The organism is Stutzerimonas stutzeri (genome assembly GCF_038561965.1).
GTDB classification, from domain to species: domain Bacteria; phylum Pseudomonadota; class Gammaproteobacteria; order Pseudomonadales; family Pseudomonadaceae; genus Stutzerimonas; species Stutzerimonas stutzeri_AA.
The window spans coordinates 3,439,363-3,459,974 of sequence record NZ_CP139348.1 but is presented as its reverse complement, the minus strand read 5'-3'; the positions used below and the strand labels follow the sequence as shown (position 1 = coordinate 3,459,974).

Annotated in this window: 24 protein-coding genes and 1 riboswitch; of the genes, 20 read left to right on the top strand and 4 right to left on the bottom strand. The window is 62.5% G+C overall.

All coding sequences use genetic code 11. The features are described 5' to 3' along the window. Nucleotide 1 precedes the first annotated feature (1 nt). From SM130_RS15790 to SM130_RS15780, 3 genes are all read right to left on the bottom strand, one after another. Nucleotides 2–703, bottom strand: a complete 702-nt coding sequence (locus SM130_RS15790; RefSeq protein WP_102825097.1) for a Yip1 family protein — start codon at nt 701–703, stop codon at nt 2–4. 190 nt (nt 704–893) lie between these two features. After that, entirely contained in the window at nt 894–1,493 is a 600-nt protein-coding gene (locus tag SM130_RS15785) for a Yip1 family protein (RefSeq protein ID WP_102825098.1), read from the bottom strand. Between the two features lie 139 nt (nt 1,494–1,632). Next, a complete protein-coding gene (locus SM130_RS15780) occupies nt 1,633–2,223 on the bottom strand; it encodes a DNA-J related domain-containing protein (RefSeq protein ID WP_102825099.1) in 591 nt (196 codons plus the stop codon). A 134-nt stretch (nt 2,224–2,357) separates the two neighbouring features. On the opposite strand from SM130_RS15780, the gene ttcA reads away from it, so the two are divergent. The 15 genes from ttcA (at nt 2,358) to nhaD (ending at nt 14,195) form a co-directional block, all read left to right on the top strand. Then, a complete protein-coding gene (gene ttcA, locus SM130_RS15775; protein WP_102825100.1) occupies nt 2,358–3,182 on the top strand; it encodes a tRNA 2-thiocytidine(32) synthetase TtcA in 825 nt (274 codons plus the stop codon). A gap of 98 nt (nt 3,183–3,280) precedes the next feature. Continuing rightward, on the top strand, nt 3,281–3,409 hold the full coding sequence (locus SM130_RS15770) for a hypothetical protein (protein WP_256044943.1): 129 nt from the start codon (nt 3,281–3,283) through the stop codon (nt 3,407–3,409). A 262-nt stretch (nt 3,410–3,671) separates the two neighbouring features. Further along, a complete protein-coding gene (locus SM130_RS15765) occupies nt 3,672–4,745 on the top strand; it encodes a 3-deoxy-7-phosphoheptulonate synthase (RefSeq protein ID WP_102825101.1) in 1,074 nt (357 codons plus the stop codon). A gap of 316 nt (nt 4,746–5,061) precedes the next feature. After that, entirely contained in the window at nt 5,062–5,733 is a 672-nt protein-coding gene (locus SM130_RS15760; RefSeq protein ID WP_102825102.1) for a DNA-3-methyladenine glycosylase I, read from the top strand. Nucleotides 5,734–5,791: 58 nt separating this feature from the next. Continuing rightward, nucleotides 5,792–6,160, top strand: coding sequence for a DUF2946 domain-containing protein (locus SM130_RS15755; protein WP_102825103.1), 369 nt, complete (start codon nt 5,792–5,794; stop codon nt 6,158–6,160). A gap of 106 nt (nt 6,161–6,266) precedes the next feature. Beyond that, nucleotides 6,267–6,821 carry a putative natural product biosynthesis protein gene (locus SM130_RS15750; RefSeq protein WP_102825104.1) on the top strand — a complete coding sequence of 185 codons (555 nt, stop codon included), beginning with the start codon at nt 6,267–6,269 and terminating at the stop codon, nt 6,819–6,821. 326 nt (nt 6,822–7,147) lie between these two features. Beyond that, entirely contained in the window at nt 7,148–7,327 is a 180-nt protein-coding gene (gene cydP, locus SM130_RS15745; protein ID WP_102825105.1) for a cytochrome oxidase putative small subunit CydP, read from the top strand. Continuing rightward, nucleotides 7,324–8,964 carry a cytochrome ubiquinol oxidase subunit I gene (locus SM130_RS15740; protein WP_102825106.1) on the top strand — a complete coding sequence of 547 codons (1,641 nt, stop codon included), beginning with the start codon at nt 7,324–7,326 and terminating at the stop codon, nt 8,962–8,964. The genes cydP and SM130_RS15740 overlap by 4 nt, the downstream gene beginning before the upstream one ends. A gap of 10 nt (nt 8,965–8,974) precedes the next feature. Next, the gene (cydB, locus tag SM130_RS15735; protein ID WP_102825107.1) at nt 8,975–10,117 is read left to right on the top strand and encodes a cytochrome d ubiquinol oxidase subunit II; all 1,143 of its coding nucleotides are present in this window, start codon (nt 8,975–8,977) and stop codon (nt 10,115–10,117) included. 46 nt (nt 10,118–10,163) lie between these two features. Beyond that, on the top strand, nt 10,164–10,268 hold the full coding sequence (cydX, locus tag SM130_RS15730; protein WP_003292563.1) for a cytochrome bd-I oxidase subunit CydX: 105 nt from the start codon (nt 10,164–10,166) through the stop codon (nt 10,266–10,268). After that, complete coding sequence (locus SM130_RS15725) at nt 10,265–10,564, top strand: cyd operon YbgE family protein (RefSeq protein ID WP_102825108.1); 300 nt, start codon at nt 10,265–10,267, stop codon at nt 10,562–10,564. Before cydX ends, SM130_RS15725 begins: the two co-directional genes overlap by 4 nt. A gap of 126 nt (nt 10,565–10,690) precedes the next feature. Continuing rightward, on the top strand, nt 10,691–11,455 hold the full coding sequence (locus tag SM130_RS15720; protein WP_102825109.1) for an NAD-dependent protein deacylase: 765 nt from the start codon (nt 10,691–10,693) through the stop codon (nt 11,453–11,455). Nucleotides 11,456–11,522: 67 nt separating this feature from the next. Further along, complete coding sequence (locus tag SM130_RS15715) at nt 11,523–12,155, top strand: C40 family peptidase (protein WP_102825110.1); 633 nt, start codon at nt 11,523–11,525, stop codon at nt 12,153–12,155. 77 nt (nt 12,156–12,232) lie between these two features. Then, on the top strand, nt 12,233–12,757 hold the full coding sequence (locus tag SM130_RS15710) for a C40 family peptidase (protein WP_102825111.1): 525 nt from the start codon (nt 12,233–12,235) through the stop codon (nt 12,755–12,757). 184 nt (nt 12,758–12,941) lie between these two features. Continuing rightward, nucleotides 12,942–14,195, top strand: a complete 1,254-nt coding sequence (nhaD, locus tag SM130_RS15705; protein ID WP_102825112.1) for a sodium:proton antiporter NhaD — start codon at nt 12,942–12,944, stop codon at nt 14,193–14,195. A gap of 23 nt (nt 14,196–14,218) precedes the next feature. On the opposite strand, the gene SM130_RS15700 is transcribed toward nhaD, so the two are convergent. Beyond that, nucleotides 14,219–15,022 (bottom strand): metallophosphoesterase family protein, encoded by an 804-nt coding sequence (locus SM130_RS15700; protein WP_102825113.1) that lies wholly within the window; start codon nt 15,020–15,022, stop codon nt 14,219–14,221. A gap of 144 nt (nt 15,023–15,166) precedes the next feature. After that, nucleotides 15,167–15,380: riboswitch (cobalamin riboswitch) on the top strand. 121 nt (nt 15,381–15,501) lie between these two features. Here SM130_RS15700 and btuB point away from each other — a divergent pair. The 5 genes from btuB (at nt 15,502) to bluB (ending at nt 20,610) form a co-directional block, all read left to right on the top strand. After that, complete coding sequence (btuB, locus tag SM130_RS15695; protein WP_181019262.1) at nt 15,502–17,352, top strand: TonB-dependent vitamin B12 receptor; 1,851 nt, start codon at nt 15,502–15,504, stop codon at nt 17,350–17,352. Between the two features lie 47 nt (nt 17,353–17,399). Next, nucleotides 17,400–17,969 carry a hypothetical protein gene (locus SM130_RS15690; protein WP_102825115.1) on the top strand — a complete coding sequence of 190 codons (570 nt, stop codon included), beginning with the start codon at nt 17,400–17,402 and terminating at the stop codon, nt 17,967–17,969. After that, complete coding sequence (gene cobO / locus SM130_RS15685) at nt 17,966–18,577, top strand: cob(I)yrinic acid a,c-diamide adenosyltransferase (RefSeq protein WP_102825116.1); 612 nt, start codon at nt 17,966–17,968, stop codon at nt 18,575–18,577. Before SM130_RS15690 ends, cobO begins: the two co-directional genes overlap by 4 nt. A 96-nt stretch (nt 18,578–18,673) precedes the next feature. After that, the gene (locus SM130_RS15680) at nt 18,674–19,966 is read left to right on the top strand and encodes a cobyrinate a,c-diamide synthase (protein WP_102825117.1); all 1,293 of its coding nucleotides are present in this window, start codon (nt 18,674–18,676) and stop codon (nt 19,964–19,966) included. Beyond that, nucleotides 19,963–20,610, top strand: coding sequence for a 5,6-dimethylbenzimidazole synthase (gene bluB, locus SM130_RS15675; protein ID WP_102825118.1), 648 nt, complete (start codon nt 19,963–19,965; stop codon nt 20,608–20,610). Before SM130_RS15680 ends, bluB begins: the two co-directional genes overlap by 4 nt. The last annotated feature ends 2 nt before the right edge of the window (nt 20,611–20,612 follow it).

Here is a 20,612-nt window from a genome sequence, read left to right as displayed (position 1 = left end):
GTCACTCGTTGGGGCGTTCATTGAAGCGACGTTCGTTATCCACGCCGCCCGGCTCCTCTTGCGGGCGATTTTCCTCGAAGCCATAGCTCTGATTCTGCGGAATGTCGCGTTCGTAGGTCGGGTCCAGCGCGAGCATCCAGAACAGGATCATCGGCACTTTCAGGTTGACCAGTACCAACAAGCCGACCCCCCAGGTGCTGGCGCCGTAGAGGAAGGTGTTGCGGTTGTCGATGCGCATGAACTTCGGCAGGCCGACAAAGAGCAGGTAGGTCGAATAGGCTCCGGCGGCTACCAGCACCAGGATGGCGATCCAGCGCGTCGGGTAAAGCGCACCAAGCCCGGCCAGGAAAAACGGCGTGATGACATAGGCGATGAAGCCCACGCACTGGTTAAACGTCGGGCGGGCATCGAAGGTCCGCGACATCCAGCGCAGGAAGAAGCCCATGATGAAAGTGCCGACGATGATGGTGATGTAGATCAGCGCGCTCAACTGGAAAGCGCTACGGGTGTCGAGCCAGATTCGCTCGGCTTCAACCAGGCTCCAGCCCACGTAGCGCGTACCGATGAACATGCAGATCGCGGGTATCAGAGCCCAGAGCAGCAAGTGGACAAGGTAGTTGGAGCTGTTCTTTTCTTCGTCGCGGCGAATGTCGGCCCACGCCTGATCTGGGCGGGTGAGCAAAGTTACTAAGTGCGGGATCATACCGAGCCTCCGTCTGCCTTGAGGGCCGCTCGAGACGCGAGGTCAGCAGCGGCGTTATGGCTTTAGAACGGCAGATGCGGTGAGGGTTTCCCTTGTTAGCTCGGGCGTTTCGTCACGGGCCGATGCGCGCGCCCCTATTTAGTGAATGAAAAGGCCGCCCGAAGGCGGCCTGGCAGAGGATCGGCAGTGGTCAGCGCACGTATACCGGGCCGATGCCCATGCCCCAGCTGATCACCGATAGCGCAATGATCGCCACCAGCACCACCAGCCCGACGGCAAGCACCGAACTGGAGAACATGAAGCCTTCGTCCTCGGGGATGTTCATGAACTTCGGCAGCCCCACATAGAGCAAGTAGGCCGTGTAGCAGACGGCTGCCGTACCGACCAGCATGCCGAGCCACATGTGTGGATAGAGACCGGCAAGCCCGCCGATGAACAGTGGGGTCGCGGTGTAAGCGGCAAAGACGATGCACTGGGTGATTGTTGGGTTTGCATCATAGGTGCGTGCCATCCAGTGGATGAAGCCGCCCATCACGGCGACGCCAGCCAGCATGGCAAAGTACGAAAGTATCGCCAGTTGCATGCAGCTGGCCTGAGTCAGCTTGACCGGCTCTCCACCGCCGATGCTCCAGCCGACCTGGGTGGCTCCGATATAGGCCGATACCGCCGGAATCGCAGCGAGCAGCAACACATGCGTCAGGTACATGTGGCTGACGGTTTCTTCCTCGCCACGGATTTCGGTCCACTCCTGGCCAGGGTGAGTGAATAAACCCCAAACGTGATTGATCATGCCAGCGTCTCCTCTGTTTATGGAGGGTCGCTTCGCCTGGCGGTCGTCATCGAGGACGGCGCGTGCGACCTTATGTCGCAGTATAGGAATCGGTGCCGCGGATGCATCAGCGGGGTTAGAGCGTTTCGAAGCTATCGCGTCATCGGTAATAGCGCTGGAGTATTTCCATGGCCAGATTGATCGATTGCAGGCGCTGCGTGCTGCCGCCTCGATCAGGATGATGCAGGCCCACCAGCTGACGATAGCGCCGTTTTATGACTTCGAGCGTAAGCGGTTGAACTGAGCTCAGTTCGAACAGTTCGAGCGCTGCACGTTTCTCGTCAGTGCCCTGCATGCGTGTCCAGAAGCTGGCCAGCAGGCGTTCGACCTCGTCTTCGCCGGTGTCCTTGAGGTTGGAGAGATCCAGATAGTACTCACGCAACACGTCCTGCTCGGAGAGGCCGGCGTCGACGTTCGTATAAGGAAGCAATTGAACATGCAGCGCGCTGATCTGCAGATGGCCGCTGGCATTGGCCCAGAGCCGGTCGCGCAGCAGATAGAGCCCGTTGAAAACGAGGAAGTGCGTGCGAAACAGCACCAGTTTGTCGGTCAGCGACAGGTTGGGTATGTGTGTGCTGTGTCGGCGCTTGAGCTGCTGGATCAGCTCGTATTCGCTGCAGCCTTCGGGTTGGTCTTGCAGCAGTATGAGCAGGTGGTCTGGCAGATCCAGTGCGGGGGAGAGTTCGTCCATCGGGCGAGCCTAGCACAGCATCAGAGATGCTCGAATGGGGCTGGTTCACATCGGGCAAACGGCAAACGGGCTGGGGCCAGGCACGGTTTTGCGCGTAAAATGCGCGCCTTTCGCATCTCACCCGGACACCTGACATGGGCAACCTCTCGGTCAACCAGAACAAACTGCAGAAGCGCCTGCGCCGCCTGGCCGGCGAAGCCGTTACCGACTTCAACATGATCGAGGGCGGCGACAAGGTCATGGTCTGCCTGTCTGGCGGTAAGGACAGCTATACCATGCTCGACGTGCTGCTCTATCTGCAGAAGGTCGCGCCGATCAAGTTCGAGATCGTTGCCGTGAACATGGACCAGAAGCAGCCCGGCTTTCCCGAACACGTTCTTCCCGAGTACCTGAAGTCCATCGGTGTCCAGTATCACATCATCGAAAAAGACACCTACTCGGTAGTGAAGGAGAAGATCCCGGAAGGCAAGACCACCTGCTCGCTTTGCTCGCGCCTGCGCCGCGGCACGCTCTATACCTTCGCCGATGAAATCGGTGCGACCAAGATGGCGCTCGGTCACCACCGTGACGACATCCTGGAAACCTTCTTCCTCAACATGTTCTACGGCGGCACGCTGAAGGCCATGCCGCCCAAGCTGCTTTCCGATGATGGACGCAACGTGGTGATTCGCCCGCTGGCCTATTGCAACGAGGCGGACATCGAGGCGTACTCGAAGATGAAGGAGTTTCCGATCATCCCGTGCAACCTCTGTGGCTCGCAGGAGAACCTGCAGCGCCAGGTGGTCAAGGAGATGCTGCAGGACTGGGAGCGCAAGTCGCCGGGTCGCACCGAGATCATGTTCCGCGCGCTGCAGAACGTGGTGCCGTCGCAACTGGCCGACCGCAACCTGTTCGACTTCAAGAGCCTGCGCATCGACAACGAGGCTACGCCGCGCTTCGTCGACGTAATGAGCCTCTAGCGCTGGCGCGTTTTGGCCGAGCGCACACATTCTTCGCCTTGCCGGTTGAAAGCGTCCGTCTCGGCGGAGTATGGTTCGGACATCTTCTGGAGATCAGCATGACCCTCAATCCCGTAGCCCTGAACGTTTCTGATGCCGGTGCCATTCGCGCCGCGGTCGGTTGTGGGCAGCAGGTTGCGGCTGCTGGCTATTACTTTGGGTATTGGTTTAGCCACAGGCGCGCCTGATACCCACAGGCGCCCTAGCAAGCAGGGTCGCCACCAGAGCAGTTTTCGAACCCCCGGTCGGCCACCCGACCGGGGGTTTTGTTTTTTAGGCCGGAAACGGCCAACGCAAAGAGGGATACAGCATGAGCATTTACCGCACCGACCGTTATTACCGCTACGACTGGCGATTTAGCCGATTCGACGCCAAACAGACATCACGCGAACGAACACCCGACTAGCGCCGACGCGGACTATCCGCGCCGGCTGAAGGAACCGCCAGATCATGAATGCATCCGTCACAGCTCTTGCCAGTCGCACCTCGGCCACCGCCGAAGCCATTTCCCGCCGCAGCGCACAACCGCTGCCCAGCCCCGCCGTATTGCGCCAGCGTCTGCCCTTGAGCGACGCGCTCGCCGCACGTATCCAAGCCGACCGCAACGCCATCCGCTCGGTGCTCGACGGTCGCGACCCGCGCCTGCTGGTCGTCGTCGGCCCCTGCTCCTTGCACGATCCCGCCGCAGCGCTCGAGTACGCCGAGTGTCTGGCCGCGCTCGCACCCGAAGTCAGCGATCAGCTGCTGCTGGTCATGCGCGCCTATGTGGAGAAGCCGCGCACCACCGTTGGCTGGAAAGGTCTGCTCTACGATCCGCTGCTGGATGGCAGCGGTGATATGGCTGAAGGGCTGCGTCTGTCGCGGCGTTTGATGCTGGATATTCTCGGGACTGGCTTGCCGCTCGCCACCGAGCTGCTGCAACCGTTAGCTGTCGGGTACTTTGACGATCTGCTCGGCTGGGCGGCGATCGGCGCGCGCACCAGCGAGTCGCAGATCCATCGTGAGATGGTCAGTGGGCTGGATCTGCCGGTGGGCTTCAAGAACGGCACCGATGGCAGCCTGGGCATCGCCTGTGACGCGATGCGTTCGGCCGAGCACCCGCATCAGCACTTCGGTATCGACGATCTGGGTCATCCGGCTCTGCTGCAAACACAGGGCAATCCGGACACCCATCTGGTGTTGCGTGGCGGTCATGGCGCACCCAACTACGATGCCGAAAGCGTCGCCACCGCTCGCGCCGTGCTCGAGAAGCAGGGCATTGCGCCTCGCATCATGATCGACTGCAGCCACGCCAACAGCGGCAAGAACCCGCTGCGCCAGCCCGCGGTGCTCGAATCGGTCATCGAACAGCGCCTGGCCGGCGACATGAGCCTGCGTGGCGTCATGCTGGAAAGTCACCTGTTCGATGGCTGCCAGCCGCTGTCCGATGAGCTGCGTTATGGCGTGTCGATCACCGATGGTTGCCTGGGCTGGACGGCAACTGAGCAAATGCTGCGGGACGCCGCGCAGAGCTTGCGCGGCTGACATCGGGAGCCTGCTGCAACGTGGGGGCGGGCTCGCATGTGAATGACGTTCTGCTCATAGGGTGGACAACGCAAAGCCAGTCCACTGTCTGCAGCAGACGTCGGGTCAATGTGACCACGTATTCCATGGCGCGCCCATCCAGCCTACGCCGGCTTCACCTGGCGGAGCGGGCTTCATATGAATTGTCGCCAAGACGGCCCGGGGCGAAGTCTGCCCAGCGGCTCGCCGCTCAGATGGAGCTGGCTCGGCGACGGGCTTGCGAGACGGGCTCGCCGTCGGCACCCTGTGCCGCTGCTGTTGCCACCGGATACCCACCATGCATGACTACAAATGGCTGCACGAATACTGCCTCAACCGCTTCGGCTCGGCCGCGGCGCTGGAGGCACGCCTGCCGCAGCCAAACAGCGCCAACCAACTGCGCAGCGTTTCGGATGACCGTTACCTCTCGCTGATCAGCCTGCGAATCTTCCGTGCAGGGCTCAAGCACAGCCTGGTGGATGCCAAGTGGCCGGCCTTCGAGCAGGCATTCTTCGGTTTCGACCCGGAAAAGGTCGTATTGATGGGTGGCGAGCATATCGAGCGACTGATGCAGGACACACGGCTGATCCGCCATCTCGGCAAACTCAAGAGCGTGCCGCGCAACGCGCAGTTCGTGCTCGATGTGGCGAAAGAGCGAGGTGGCTTCGGCAATCTGCTGGCCGACTGGCCGAGTAGCGATATCGTCGGGCTGTGGCGTTACCTGGCCAAACATGGCAGCCAGCTTGGTGGCCTGTCGGCGCCGCGGCTTTTGCGCATGGCCGGCAAGGACACCTTCGTCCCTAGCGATGATGTGGTTGCCGCACTCAAGGCGCAGGAGATCGTCGACAAGGTGCCCAGCAGCCAGCGTGACCAGGCGGCGGTGCAGGCTGCGTTTAACCAGTGGCATGCTGAAAGCGGCCGCCCGTTGTGTCAGATATCGGCAATGCTGGCGTTCACCGTCAACCACTGACGAGGCTGCGACGGTTTAGCGCAGCGCCGTTGTGACACGTGCGGTGTAAAGTCGAAACATGACCATAGTCAAAGACAAGCGCGCGCAGATCATATGGGCGCTGTTCACCTGCATCCTGCTCAATGCCTTTGTCTGCAGTCTGAACCACGCCACTCATGTTGGCTTCGGACTGGCCATGGGGCAGGACGCTATCTGTGTGACTGGCGATGATGGCGGTCCAAGGCTTGGCGCGCTTCCCGCCGACCTACACGACTTGTCGCAGCATGCCCTCGACTGCCCGCTATGCAGTTCGGTCTTCCTCGCAATCATCGCTCTGTTCGCCCTGGCCTGGCTGGGCCGTCGAACGGCGAACGCGACACCACTACCACCGCTTGAGCGTCATGGGCCGCGCCACCACTGGCCGGCACTGAATCCCCGCGCGCCCTGATATTGCCTGACTGACGTATCTCGCCCTCCTTCTGCCGAGCATAGCGGCGGGCTGGATGGCACCTGTCGGAGCCTTCCGACGGCACGGTCAATTCAGGAATTTCACCATGACCATGATGGAACGATTCACCCGCGCCGACAGCCGCGTGAGCTATCGGCTGCCCTTCCCGGACTACCCCAGCAATGCCCGCAACTTTGTGCATCTGGATGCCAAGCTACTGCCGTACTGGCACGCCTTGTTCGACGTCTGCCCGCGGCTGCTCAAGCTCGACCCGCCTGAGGGGCTGGAGATTTTCCGCCAGTTCATGACCTGGGCCTACGGTTGCCAGCTCGCGCTGGACTGGACGTTCCACCTCAGCGTCTGTCGCTGGTTGCTGGCGTCGGACTATCGCGAGCTGATCGAGCAGGAGCATATCGAGGCCATGATGCTCGCCGCCGCAGCGCGCTGGGTCGCCAGCGATGACAGCCCGGCGATTGGCATCGTGCTTGGCTGGCGGGGTGGCAGCGAACACGTGTTCGATTGGAAGCCGCGGGTACGGCAGGGCACACGTGCGCTCGCGGCGGAAGAAGAAGAGCTGCCGCCGGCACCTTGGGACTTTGCCTGGAGCCCGCTTTCCAGCACCGCGGGCAACGGGTTTCGTCGTTGGTTGCGTGTGCCGTGAGTGCGACAGGCCGCCGCAGTGCCGCTGGCGCTGCCTGCAATGCTCCGCTTCGCCTGGCGTTGCCTCAACGCGTGCCGGACGGAGCGGCTGCAGCATGCCGACCGCTGTGGTCGGCTGAGGCAGGCTGTCGCAGTTGTCGCTGCAGGAGGCGAACCGGACACTCTCCCTGCCTCGAGCCTGAGCAACGCTTCCACGGGTAGGTTCGAGGTGAAGCGATTGAGCCGGTGCTGCAAGGCCCCGGTTTCGGCCCCCACCCCAAGGGGGCCTTCAATCGCCACATGCTGCCCGGGCACTACGCGCTCGGGTGGTCACGCAAGGAGGTAGGCATGTTCAGGTCATCGCTCAGGCGAGACGTCGTGCTGGTAGTGCTGGTCAAGGTCGCGATCCTCATGATCATAAAAAACGTCTGGTTCGATGCTCCCAGCATTCCCGAGAACGGTTCGGTGCGCGTTGCCGACCATTTGCTTGATTCGCGGGGTTCGATCCCCGAGGGAGGGCCGAGATGATCTCGGAAAGCGTTGTCGATCTATCACGCCTGCAATTCGCCATGACGGCGATGTATCACTTTCTCTTCGTACCGCTGACCTTGGGGCTGGCCTTCCTGCTGGCCATCATGGAATCGGTCTATGTCATGACCGGCAAGCAGGTCTACAAGGACATGACCCAGTTCTGGGGCAAGCTGTTCGGCATCAACTTCGCTCTGGGTGTCACCACCGGGCTGACCATGGAGTTTCAGTTCGGCACTAATTGGGCCTACTACAGCCACTATGTCGGCGACATTTTCGGCGCGCCGCTGGCCATTGAAGGGCTGATGGCGTTCTTCCTCGAATCCACCTTTATCGGCCTGTTCTTCTTCGGCTGGGATCGGTTGAGCAAGGTGCAGCACCTGACCGTGACCTGGCTGGTGGCGTTGGGCTCGAACCTCTCGGCGCTGTGGATCCTCATCGCCAATGGCTGGATGCAGAACCCGGTGGGTTCGGAATTCAACTTCGAAACCATGCGCATGGAGCTGGTGGATTTCGGTGCGTTGCTGTTCAACCCGGTGGCGCAGGTCAAGTTCGTTCATACCGTGTCGGCGGGCTACGTCACCGGCGCGATCTTCGTGCTGGCGATTTCTTCCTTCTATCTATTGAAGAAGCGCGACCTGGGCTTCGCCCGCCGTTCGTTTGCCATCGCCGCGGTGTTCGGCCTGGCTTCGTCCCTCTCGGTGATCATTCTCGGCGACGAGTCCGGCTACGAGATCGGCGACGTGCAGAAGGTCAAGCTGGCCGCCATCGAGGCCGAGTGGGAGACCCACCCAGCACCTGCTGGCTTCACGCTGTTCGGCCTGCCCAATCAGCAGGAGATGCGCACCGACTATGAGGTGAAGATCCCCTACGCGCTAGGTCTGATCGCCACTCGCTCAGTGGACGAGGAGGTCAGCGGCATCAAGCAGCTGATCGCCGAGCACGAGCTGCGCATCCGCAACGGCATGCTTGCCTACGAGCGGCTGCAGGTGCTGCGGCGCGGTGACAAGTCGCCCGAAGCCATCGCCGCGTTCAATGAGGTCAAGCAGGACCTGGGCTACGGCCTGCTGCTGAAGAAGTACACCGCGGATGTAGTCGATGCCAGCGACGAGCAGATCAAGCTCGCCGCGCTGGACACCATCCCCAATGTGTTCAGCCTGTTCTGGACCTTCCGCGCAATGGTGCTGGCGGGCTTCCTCATGCTGCTGCTGTTCGCCCTGGCGAGCTGGGCGTCGATCAAGCGCAATGCGGAAACCAAGCCCTGGTTGCTCAGGTTCGCACTGTTCAGCCTGCCGCTGCCGTGGATTGCCGCGCAGACCGGCTGGTACGTCGCCGAGCATGGCCGCCAGCCCTGGTCGATCGCCGAGGTGTTGCCGACTCATCTGTCCACTTCGACATTGGCGGCGGGCGATATCTGGGGCTCGCTGATTGCGCTGGCGGCCTTCTACAGCCTGCTGCTGGTCATCGAGATGTTCCTGATGATCCGCTTCGCACGGCTCGGTCCGAGCAGCCTGCATTCCGGGCGATATCACTTCGAGCTCGAGGCGGCTGCCGCCAATCAGGTGCAGCGGCTCCGCGAGGCAGTCAGCGTGCCGGCCGTTACAACAGACGCCCCCACTGAACCTACCGCCGTGTGAGGTAAACGAGATGTTCGATTATGAGGTTCTCAAGCTCATCTGGTGGGTGCTGATCGGCGTGCTGCTGATCGGCTTCGCCCTGACCGATGGCTTCGATATGGGCGCCATGGCGCTGATGCCCTTCGTCGGCAAGACCGACAACGAGCGGCGCGTAGTAATCAACACCATTGCGCCGCACTGGGATGGCAACCAGGTGTGGTTCATCACAGCCGGCGGTGCGCTGTTCGCCGCCTGGCCGATGGTCTACGCGGTGGCCTTTTCCGGCCTGTACTGGGCGATGCTGCTGGTGCTGTTCGCCTTGTTCTGCCGTCCGGTGGGCTTCGACTACCGCAGCAAGGTGGAAGACCCGCGCTGGCGCAGCGCGTGGGACTGGGCGTTGTTTGTCGGCGGGGCGGTGCCGCCGTTGGTGTTTGGTGTGGCCTTCGGCAACCTGTTCCTCGGCCTGCCGTTCCAGCTGGACGAACTGATGCGTTCCACCTATCACGGCTCGTTCTTCGCGCTGCTCAATCCGTTCGCGCTGCTCTGTGGCATCGTCAGCCTGAGCATGCTCAGCGCCCACGGTGGCGCCTGGCTGATGCTGCGCACCGATGGCGCGCTGGCCGAGCGCTCACGACAGGCCACTCGCCTGTGCACACTGGTGTTCCTGTTCGGTTTCGTCGCCGCCGGGCTGTGGCTGGCGCTGGGGGTCCAGGGCTTCACCCAGCTGTCAGTCACCGATGTGGGTGCGGCGCTGAATCCGCTGCTGGATAAGCAGGTGGTGCGGGACAACGCTGGCTGGTTGGGCAACTACAGCCGCTATCCGCTGACCCTGATTGCGCCAGTCGCCGGGATCGTCGGTGCGCTGCTGGCCCTGCTCGGCTCCAGCCGCAACAGCGGTGGGGCGAGCTTCCTCGGCACCAGTCTGATGATCGTCGGCAGCATCTGTACCGCCGGCTTCGCGCTGTTCCCGTTTGTCTTCCCGTCGAGCCTGGACCCGGCCTCGAGCCTGACGCTCTGGGATGCGGTATCGAGCCATAAGACCATGGGCATCATGTTCGTCGTGGCCTGCATCTTCGTGCCGCTGATCCTCTGCTACACGCTGTGGAGCTACATCCGCATGTGGGGCCGGCTCACTCATAAAACCATCGAAGCCAACCCTCACGGCCTGTACTGACTGAGCGGGCGGGCTTCCGTGCCCGCCGCGCCAAGGAGCGACGACTATGTGGTACTTCACTTGGATACTCGGCGTGCTGCTGGCCTGCAGCTTCGGCATCATCAACGCGCTGTGGCTGGAGGCCACGCAGGATCTGGACGCCGAGCCTTGAGCAGCATCGTGCACAGGCGGTTTTACGGGGCGGCCAGTCGCGTGCTGTCACTGCTGCTGGCCGCACCGCTGGCGCTGGTGCTGCTGATCCACCCGGCCGCGATGCTGGACGGGCAGGGCGGTTACAGCCACCCGCAACTGATGCTGGTGATGTGGGGGATATCCGCAGGCTTCGTGCATGGCGTAGGTTTCGTACCACTGTGGTGGGGCTGGCGCTGGCTGCTCGGTCCGCTGCCGGCGTGGTTGTTTTGCACCATGGGCTATGCGGTTCTGTTCCGCGCCCCGCTGGGTTTGTAACTTGAGTCGGAATACCTGGCTCTTTGCAGTCCAGAGGCGGCTTCCGTAGTCTGAAGCCATAGTCTCGGTGCGACAGGCCCGCAACACGTTGCGGCCTTCCTTCTTACCTCCAACCCGCGGTTGTTCATGGATATCGATAAGGTTGCCCAGGCGCTTGCAGCTGCCGAACGTATTCTGATCATCACCGGAGCGGGGCTTTCCGCCGACTCGGGATTGCCGACCTACCGGGGTCTGGGCGGGCTGTATAACGGTGAGACCGAAGACGGCCTGCCGATCGAGGTCGCGCTGTCCGGGCCGACGCTGCGTAGTGATCCCGCGCTGTGCTGGAAGTACCTGGCCGAGATTGGGCGCGTCTGCTTGAAGGCCGAGCCCAACGCTGGCCACTTCGCCATCGCCGAGCTGCAGCGGCGCAAGCCGGGCGCCTGGGTGCTCACGCAGAATATCGACGGCTTTCACGGCCGTGCCGGCAGCCCGGTAGAGCGGTTGATCGAGATTCATGGGCAGCTGGCGCCGCTGTCATGCGTCGGTTGCGGCGAAACTGATTCGCGTCCGTTGCCAGCTCTGCTGGATGGGGCGCTGCCGCCGCGCTGTGCCCATTGCGCCGCAGTGCTGCGCCCGGCGGTGGTGCTGTTCGAGGAAATGCTGCCCGATGCTGCACTGGCAGACTTGCACGAACAATCGCGCATCGGTTTCGACGCCGTGCTGGTGGTCGGCACCAGCGCCAGTTTCGGCTACATCCTCGAGCCAGTATGGCGGGTGCGGCATCGCGGTGGCTTCGTCGCCGAGGTGAATCTGCAGGCTACCGATATCAGCCCGTTTACCGACGTACGGCTGGAAGGAAGGGCGGCAGACGTTTTGTCGCAGTTAATCCGTCACATTTCGTCCGATTGAATTTGATCATCGACGCGATAGAGGGCATAGTCGCCACCACTTTGAAATCACCGACACGGTCGTGCCCATGCGCCAACGCTTCGCACCCCTCGTGCCTCTCGCACTTATCGCCCTGCTGACGGCTTGTGCCGGCCAGCCTGTACAGACCGAGCAGCAGATCACATCGCCTCGGCTGTCGCACAATCATCCCCTGGCAGGATTCGACTTCGCCGCGCTCGACAAGAGCGAAGATGAGTCGCTGGCCGAGCTCACCGACGAACACGAATACCAGCTGCCCGAACTGGCAGACAGTATTCTGGAGCGCGGCTTCACCTTGGTCGGTACGCCTTATCGCTTTGGCGGCAACTCGGTGAAAACCGGTTTCGACTGCAGCGGTTTTGTCGGCTTTCTGTTCCGCAAGGAAGCTGGCCTCAAGCTGCCACGCTCCACCCGTGAGCTGATCAACCTCGACGCGCCAGTGGTCAAGCGTAGCGAGCTGGAGCCGGGCGACGTGCTGTTCTTCAATAATCGTGGACGTGGCCGGGTCAGTCACGCCGGTATCTATATCGGCGATGACCAGTTCATCCATGCTTCCAGCAGCCGCAGCGGCGGCGTTCGCGTCGACAGCCTGGACGACAAGTACTGGCGCGCCAGCTACATGGAAGCCAAGCGTGTTCTCGCAATGGCCTCCGACCTGGCGCCCCACACCGTTCAGCGCTGATCTAGCGGTCTGCGGGGGGTTGCGTCTTCCCCCGCATGCCGGCAGAGTGATGGCTCTTTTGCCTGGACCGCTCTGCGATGTACTACCTGGCCCGTCTCTCGCTTGTTGTCCTCTTTGCGTTGCTCGCCGCCTGTGCCGGTCAGCCACCGGTGCCGCCAGCCGTCGAGCAACCAAGTGCCTCTTATCCCATGCCAGGCGTTGCCGAAGATGTGCTTTTCAGTGCGCTCGGCCTGGTCGGCACGCCTTACCGCTGGGGCGGCAATACGCCAGACAGCGGGTTCGATTGCAGCGGCCTGATCGGTTACGTCTACCGCGGCGCGGCGGGCATCAACCTCCCTCGCACCACCCAGGCAATGAGTAACCTCCGCGGCCCGGCCGTGCGCCGGCATGCACTGCAACCTGGTGATCTGGTGTTCTTCGCCACGAGCGGCGGCCGTCGTGTCAGCCACGCCGGTATCTATGTCGGGCAGGACCGTTTCGTCCATGCACCTTCGTCCGGTGGCACGGTACGCCTGGATAGCCTGGCTGCCAGCTACTGGCAGAAAAACTACCTGGGCGCCAAGCGTGTGCTCGATCACGAGCAGCTGGCACGCAATCCCTGAGTCGCTTCTGGTGTCCTAGCCGGCAGCACTGTCGTTAGTGCTATTCACATCCTGAAATAGTCTCCGTTTGACATGCGGTGATTCCGCTATGCCCAGCGTTTGGCTACCATGCGCAGCCCAATTTCCTTCCGTGTGCAATCTGCTGCACACATGCCCCTTTCCTTACTTTCCCCTTAGGTGAGTTATGCCTGTATTGCTGACGTACGTGCTTATTGCACTGGCGGTGGCGGCACTGCTTGGTGTCGTGCTCGAAGAAGTAACCCATGTGAACAAGGCCAAAGTAACGCTGTTTTTCGGCACTCTGGCGTGGCTGCTGCTGTTTATATTCACGCCAGCGGGCGAGGCGCGTGAAACCGTGCTGGAAAGCCTCAACGAGAACATCGCCGAAATTGCCGGGTTGTGGATATTCCTGGTGGCGGCGATGACTTTCGTCGCCTATCTGAACAAGAAAGGCATGATCGAGAACCTGATCTACCTCGTCCTACCGCGGCGGATCAGCGAGCGCGCACTGCTGTTTCTCACTGCGACCTTCTGCTTCGTGTTCTCCTCGTTGGCCGACAACATCACTGCGACGTTGGTCTCCATTACCCTGATTCTCTCGCTGCAGCTCGATAGGGCGAAGACCATCAAGTTCGCCACGTTGGTGGTGTTCTCGGTCAACTCCGGTGGCGTCGCGCTGATCACTGGGGACGTCACCACGCTGATGATTTTCCTCGCCGGCAAGGTGGCGATTCTGCAGTTGCTTGTGCTGGCTGTCCCGGCCTTCCTGGCGGTGATGGTATTGGCCGCGATGCTGTCGATCGGCATGCGCGGCGAGGTTATGGTGCAGGGTCAGCGCAACGATGTTCGGGGTGTCGACGTGGCCATCGCAGTGATCTTCCTGTGCACCATCCTCAGCACCATCATCGGCAATTTCCTGTTCCAGATCCCGCCGGTGCTGACGTTCCTGGCCGGATTGTCGGTGATGTTCCTGGTGGCGCGCTTCTTCAGTGACGACAACGACTCCGATCCGATTCTGGAGTACGTGCGACAGGTCGAGTTCGAAACGCTGTTCTTCTTTCTCGGCATCCTGCTGCTGGTGGGGATGCTCAAGGAGATTCGTGTGCTCGACGGGCTGGTGCTGATCTATGACCAGGTTCCGGCGGTGATGGCCAATTACCTGATGGGCGTGATGTCTGCGGCGATTGATAACGTGCCACTGACTGCCGCGCTATTGAAATCCGGGCTGGAGATGGGCGTAGCCGAGTGGATGGTGCTGACCTATGCGGTCGGGGTTGGTGGTTCGCTGCTGGTAATCGGTTCGGCGGCGGGCATCGTCGCCATGAGCAAGGTGCCAGGCCTGACCTTTGGCAGTTACCTGCGGCACATGCTCTATCTGTTCATCGCTTTCAACATTGGCTTCGCCGGGGTTTACCTGATCGGCCTGTCGATGGGCTGATGGCTATTCCGTGCAAGGGCGTATTACCAGCTCAGGTTGAAATGCGAACCCAGTACGAAGCGATCATCGAGCAGGTCCCAGCGCTCGACGCAGACTTTTTTCTGCTCGCCTGGACACAGCTTCAGGCGGTTGAATGAGTTCGGCGAGGTGCCACGCAGGCGTGTAGACAGCGTGGTGCCGGCCTGAACCATCCAGATCTCGCGCGCGAGGCCGGTGTACTGTTTGGATAGCGGTAGTACGTAGGGCAGGTGGATGTGCCCGCCCATGACCAGGTCCAGCCCATGCTCGGCCCAGCGCTGCAGCGCCGGTTCGGCGCCGTGCTGCAGGTTGCGCAGATCGCTCGGCACCATGGCGCCGAACGGCTGGTGTGCCACGACGATGCGGATCTTGCCTGGATCACTGGCGGCAAGGCGCTGCGCCACCTGCTCGACCTGTCGCGCGGTCACTACGCCATCCTTGTGCCGGCGTGGGTGGGTGGTATTGAGGCCGACCACCAGCATGTCTTCATTCTCGAACACCGGCTCCAGGTCGTCGCCGAAATGTCGGCGGTAGTTGCCGTAAGGCGTCAGCGCGCGGGCGAACAGGTTATACAGCGGGATGTCATGGTTGCCCGGAATCACCAGCGTATCGCTGACGCCGTCCGCCTTCAGGCGGCGAACGAAGGCTTGAGCGCTGGCGAATTCGCCGCGGCGGGCGCGTTGCGTGATGTCTCCGGAGAACACCAGTAAATCGGCACGGTGCTCACGTACATGGTCTTCCAGCGCCTGGACGACGGCGGCTTGTTCGGTGCCGAAATGGGTGTCGGAAATCTGCACAATGCTGGTCATGGGCGTCGAATGTGAGTCCTGGCTGATCGGGGCATTGTTGCATTCGAAGCCTTTCGACGCCCGCCGTTCCGAGCAGCAACATGCAAGCGAAGATTGCGCGGCGCTGCGACAACCCCGCGGTTGCGTCATGCCCGGCCTTGGACTACCCTCCGCGTCGCCTCAGGTGCCCCCTCGTCAGAGGAGGGTGAAACAGGGAAGCCGGTCCATTCTCACGAAGATTCCGGCGCTGCCCCCGCAACGGTAGGCGAGTCGAGAAACCGTAACAGCCACTGTGCCTACGCATGGGAAGGCGCGGTTTCGGGACGCTGCAAGGCGTACGCTCGCAAGCCCGGAGACCGGCCTGTCGCATTCACTGACAGTGCGGCGGGCTCTGGGCGGGTGCATATCCTTCGCGATATTCACTTCTCTCTTGCAGTTCCTCCGCCTGTCTTCGTCGACTTTCAGTCGTGCGGGTGGGCACGACGGAGACCTGTACCTTGATTGGCAACGCCCGTTTAAAGCCAGCGGCCTATGTGCTGCTCGGCAGTTTCCCCCTTTCCATCGGCCAGCTGGCCGCAGCTCCACTGGACCTTGAACAGCAGGTGGTGACCGCCACCCGCACCGCGCAGACTGCCAGGCAGAGTCTGGCGGCAGTGACGGTGATCGATCGTGAGCGAATCGAGCGCAGCCAGGCGAGCTCGCTGCCGGAGATTCTCAAGCAAGTGCCCGGCGTTTCGCTGGCGAACAATGGCGGGCCTGGCAAGTCCACTTCGCTGTACATGCGTGGCACCGAGTCCGACCATGTGCTGGTGATGATCGACGGCATCAAGATCGGCTCGGTGACGTCTGGCGGTTCGGCGTTGCAGGATTTGCCGCTGGAACTGATCGAGCGCATTGAAGTGGTGCGCGGGCCGCGCTCCAGTCTGTACGGCTCCGAGGCCATCGGTGGGGTTATCCAGATATTCACCCGCAAGGGCCAGGGGCAGGGCGTCAAGCCTTTCTTCTCGGCGGGGTATGGTACCCATGACACCTACAGCGGCAGCGCCGGTGTCTCCGGTGGCGACGGACGTGGCTGGTACAGCCTGGGTGTCAGCGGCTCGGACACCGATGGCATCAACGTCAAGTCGGCGGGCACCAGCGGCTATGAAAGTGACGTCGATGGCTATCGCAATCTGTCCGCGACGCTGAGCGCCGGCTATCGCTTCGACAACGGGCTGGAGCTGGACGCCAACCTGCTGCAGGCCAAATCCCATAACGACTACGACAGCGTGAACCGGGCTCGCACGTCCGGTTTCGGCGCCAATGCCGATGGTGAGTCCAAGGTTTTCGGCACCCGTGCTCGCTTCAGCCCGCTGGAGCGCTGGTTGGTCACGCTGCAGGTTGGGCGAAGCGAAGACAAGTCCGATGCCTATCAGGACGGACAGTTCTATTCACGCTTCGACAGTCGCCGCGACACGCTCGGTTGGCAGAACGATATCCAGCTCGCCGCCGGGCATACGCTGACTGTGGGCGCTGATCATCAGCGCGACGAGGTCAACGGCACTACCGTTTATGACGAGAGCTCCCGTGACAATAAGGGCTATTACACCCAGTACCTTGGGGAGGTGGGCCGCCATGACTGGCAGTTGTCACTGCGTCGTGACGATAACGACCAGTTCGGCCAGCACGACACCGGTAACGTCGGTTACGGCTATGCGCTGACCGATTGGCTGCGCGCCACCGCCAGCTACGGCACGGCGTTCAAGGCACCCACGTTCAACGAGCTGTACTTCCCTGACTACGGTAATCCGGCGCTGGATGCGGAAACATCCAAGAGTCTCGAGATCGGCCTTGCCGGTCAGCACGGTTGGGGCCAGTGGGCAGTGAATGCCTATCGCACAGTAGTTGATGACCTGATTGCCTATGACGCCAGCATTTCCGGTCCGGCCAACGTGCAGGAAGCGCGTATCCGCGGCGTCGAGTTGGTGCTTGGCAGCCAGCTGTTGGGTTGGGACTGGAACGCCAACTACAGCCTGCTGGAGCCGGAAAACCGTTCCGCCGGTGCCAACCGCGGCAACGAGCTGGCGCGTCGGGCCAAGCAGCTATTCAACCTCGACCTCGACCGCCGGCTCGGCGCCTTCAGCGTAGGCGCCAGTCTGCATGCCGAAGGGCAGCGCTACGACGACCTGGCCAATACCAAGGAGCTATCCGGCTACGCCACCCTCGATCTGCGCGGCGAATACCGCATCACCCCCGAATGGCGCTTGCAGGCGCGCGTCGCCAACCTGCTGGCCGCCGATTACGAGACCGCCGAGGGCTACAACCAGCCCGGCCAGGCCGCTTATCTGACTGTGCGCTACCAGGCGCTGTAAGGCGTGGCGCGGGTATGTCGCCCGCGCCTACCCAAGGAGACTGCAAAATGATCAAGCTTGCCCCGAGATACCAACTGCTTGTGGGCCTCGCGCTGGTGGCGTTGATGGCGATGACCCGAGGGCAGCACTTCGCTAGCGTGAACCTGCCCAGCGCGTCCTGGGCGGTGTTCTTTCTCGCCGGCGTATTGCTAAGGCCGAAGTGGGTGTTTCCGGCGCTGTTTCTTGAAGCTTCGTTACTGGACTTCGCTGCCATTCAGTGGGCAGGGGTTAGCGACTGGTGCATGTCGCCTGCCTACTGGATGCTGGTGCCGGCCTACGGCTCGCTGTGGCTGGGTGGTCGGCTTTATGCGCGCTGGCATCGCGACCAGTTCACCAGCCTGGCAACGCTGGCGCTGTGCGTGATGGCGAGTGCCTTCGTCTGCTACCTGTTCTCCGGCGGCGGCTTCCTCTATTTCTCCGGACGCTATCCCGAGCCGACCCTGGCGCTGCTGGCTGACCGCATCGCTACTTATTATCCGCGCTACCTGTCGACCCTGGCGCTCTATGTTGGCGTTGCCGCGGTGCTGTTCGTTGGTATGCGCGCCTGGACCGGACAGCGTAATGAGGCCCACGTATGAGTGAAACCACCGAGCGGGACGACCGCCACAAGGCGCGCATGCAGCGCAAGAAGGCGCTGATCGACGAGAAGATCGCCGAGGCGCAGGACGAGTACGGCCTGCTGCTGGTGCACACCGGCAACGGCAAGGGCAAGAGCAGCTCGGCGTTCGGCATGGTCGCGCGCGCGTTGGGTCATGGGATAAAGGTCGGCGTGGTGCAGTTCATCAAGGGCGCGGCCAGCACCGGCGAGGAGGCGTTCTTCGGGCGATTCCCGGACGAGGTGCGTTATCACGTGATGGGAGAGGGCTTCACCTGGGAAACCCAGGACCGCCAGCGCGATATCGCCAAGGCTCAAGAGGCCTGGGCGGTGGCGGCTGAGCTGCTGGCCGATCCGGAGGTCGGTTTGGTAGTGCTGGACGAGCTGAATATCGCGCTGAAGTACGGCTATCTGGATCTGCAGCCGGTGCTCGCCGATATCGAGTCGCGCCCGTTGCTGCAGCACGTCGTGGTAACGGGCCGCGGTGCGCCCGCGGGGCTGATCGAAGCGGCGGATACGGTCACCGAGATGGCCGTGGTCAAGCATGCATTCAAGGCCGGCGTGAAAGCCCAGAAAGGCGTGGAGTTCTAATGGCCACGTTTTCGACAGTCATCCGAGGCTGTGGGAAGCGCCAGCCAGCCTGCGGTAGTTGCTTGCGCGCGACGCATGGACAAAGGAGCGGCGCGGATGACTGACAGAAGTTGTCCGGCGCTATTGATCGCTGCGCCGGCCTCGGGCCAGGGCAAGACCACCATCACTGCGGCCCTGGCGCGGTTGCATACGCGCCAGGGCAAGCGCGTTCGCGTATTCAAGTGTGGCCCGGATTTTCTCGATCCGATGATTCTTGCCCGCGCCAGCGGCTGTCCGGTCTATCAGCTGGATCTGCGGATGGTTGGTGAAGACGATTCACGCCGCCTGTTGTGGGATGCAGCCGGCGCGGCGGATCTGATTCTTATCGAAGGGGTCATGGGGCTGTACGATGGCGCTCCCTCGGCAGCCGACCTGGCGCGGCGCTTCGGTGTGCCAGTCATGGCCGTGATCGATGGATCAGCCATGGCACAAACGTTTGGAGCGATGGCTCACGGCTTGAGCAGCTTTCAGCCGGACCTGCCGTTCGGCGGCGTGCTGGCCAACCGCGTCGGTAGCACTCGGCATGGCGAGATTTTGCGTGACAGCCTGCCGGCGTCGATTCGCTGGTACGGCGCGTTGCCACGAAGTGCCGAGGTGGAGCTGCCGCGCCGCCACCTGGGGCTGATCCAGGCCGAAGAGCTGGTCGATCTGGATCATCGGCTGGACGCTGCAGCCGATGCGCTGGCCCTCAGCGCCGATACTGAGCTGCCGCCGCCGGTCGTGTTCGCTGCTCCCGCTCCGAGGCCTGTCGCGCCGCTGCTTCAAGGCGTGCGTATCGGTGTGGCACGCGATGCTGCCTTCGCGTTTCTCTATCAAGCCAATCTCGACCTCCTGCAAGCGCTGGGAGCCGAGCTGTTGTTCTTCTCCCCGCTGCGTTTCACGCGGCTGCCGGCCGTCGATAGCCTGTATCTGCCGGGCGGTTATCCGGAGCTGCACCTGCGCGCGCTGTCGCGTAATCGTGCCATGGCCGATGCAATCCGCGCCCACCATGAGGCGGGAAAACCGATCCTCGCCGAGTGTGGCGGGATGCTCTATTTGCTCGACGGCTTGACCGATCTGGCTGGCGAGCGCGCGCAGATGCTCGGCCTGCTGCCCGGCGAGGCGCGAATGCAGAAGCGTTTGTCGGCGTTGGCTCTACAGGAAGTGTCGCTGCCGGAAGGGTGCCTGCGCGGCCATACCTTCCATCATTCCGTACTGGACTCGCCCCTCGAGCCGCTGGCTCGCGGCGAGTGTCCGAACTACAAGCGCACCGCCGAGGCGGTCTATCGGGATAGGCGATTGACTGCGTCCTATATCCACTTCTACCTGCCGTCCGATCCGGTTGCGGCTGCGGCGCTGTTGCGGCCATGAGCGAGCATGCCTTCAGCCCGCAAGAGCGCGCGGCAATCTACCGGGCCATTGGCGAGCGCCGTGATATGCGCCATTTTTCCGCTGGCGAGGTGGCGCCGGAGCTGCTGGCGCGGCTCCTGCAGGCCGCGCACCAGGCGCCCAGCGTCGGGCTGATGCAGCCGTGGCGCTTCATCCGCATTACCCGTCCGGCACTGCGCACGGCCATCGCCGATCTGGTGGGCGAGGAGCGCCAGCGCACGGCCGATGCGCTCGGTGAACGCTCGGCCGAGTTCATGCGGCTCAAGGTGGAAGGCATCGGGGACTGCGCCGAGTTGCTGGTCGCCGCGCTGATGGATGGCCGCGAGCAACACGTCTTCGGCCGCCGCACACTGCCGGAAATGGACCTCGCCTCGTTGGCCTGCGCGATCCAGAACATCTGGCTAGCCGCGCGCGCGGAAGGGCTGGGTATGGGCTGGGTGTCGCTGTTCGATCCCACTGCGCTGGCCGCCTTGCTCAATATGCCGGAAGGCGCCAAGCCGGTGGCGATCCTTTGCCTTGGGCCGGTGCACGAGTTCTATCCGGCTCCGATGCTGGCGCTGGAGGGTTGGACGCAGCCGCGTTCGCTGGACGAGATGGTTTTCGAAAACGGCTGGGAGTCGAGATGAGT